Origin of the sequence: Elizabethkingia argenteiflava, assembly GCF_009904105.1 — a bacterium.
GTDB lineage: Bacteria > Bacteroidota > Bacteroidia > Flavobacteriales > Weeksellaceae > Elizabethkingia > Elizabethkingia argenteiflava.
Genome location: NZ_JAAABJ010000087.1, coordinates 1 through 230 on the forward strand (window position 1 = coordinate 1; position 230 = coordinate 230).

General features: G+C 32.6%; 1 pseudogene. It reads left to right on the top strand.

The window, feature by feature from the left end:
• A pseudogene (locus GNY06_RS13515) lies at positions 1-230 on the top strand (IS982 family transposase); the annotation flags it as partial.

Below are 230 nucleotides of genomic sequence, written 5' to 3' on the forward strand. Positions count from 1 at the left end.
CTTAACTTCAGAATTTATGAGTATTGATTCAGAGCGGAATTTATTCAGAAAATTACCTTTCAATTTATCCTCTAGGATTGAACGTAGTGTTTACAATCGCACCAAGCGCAACTTGTTTTCTTATGGGGATTCATTAAGAAACAAGATAGCTGCAAAAATATCTGTCAGTGATTATTACATTGTAGATAGCATGCCATTAGAAATATGCAAATTAATCAGAAGTTGCAGAA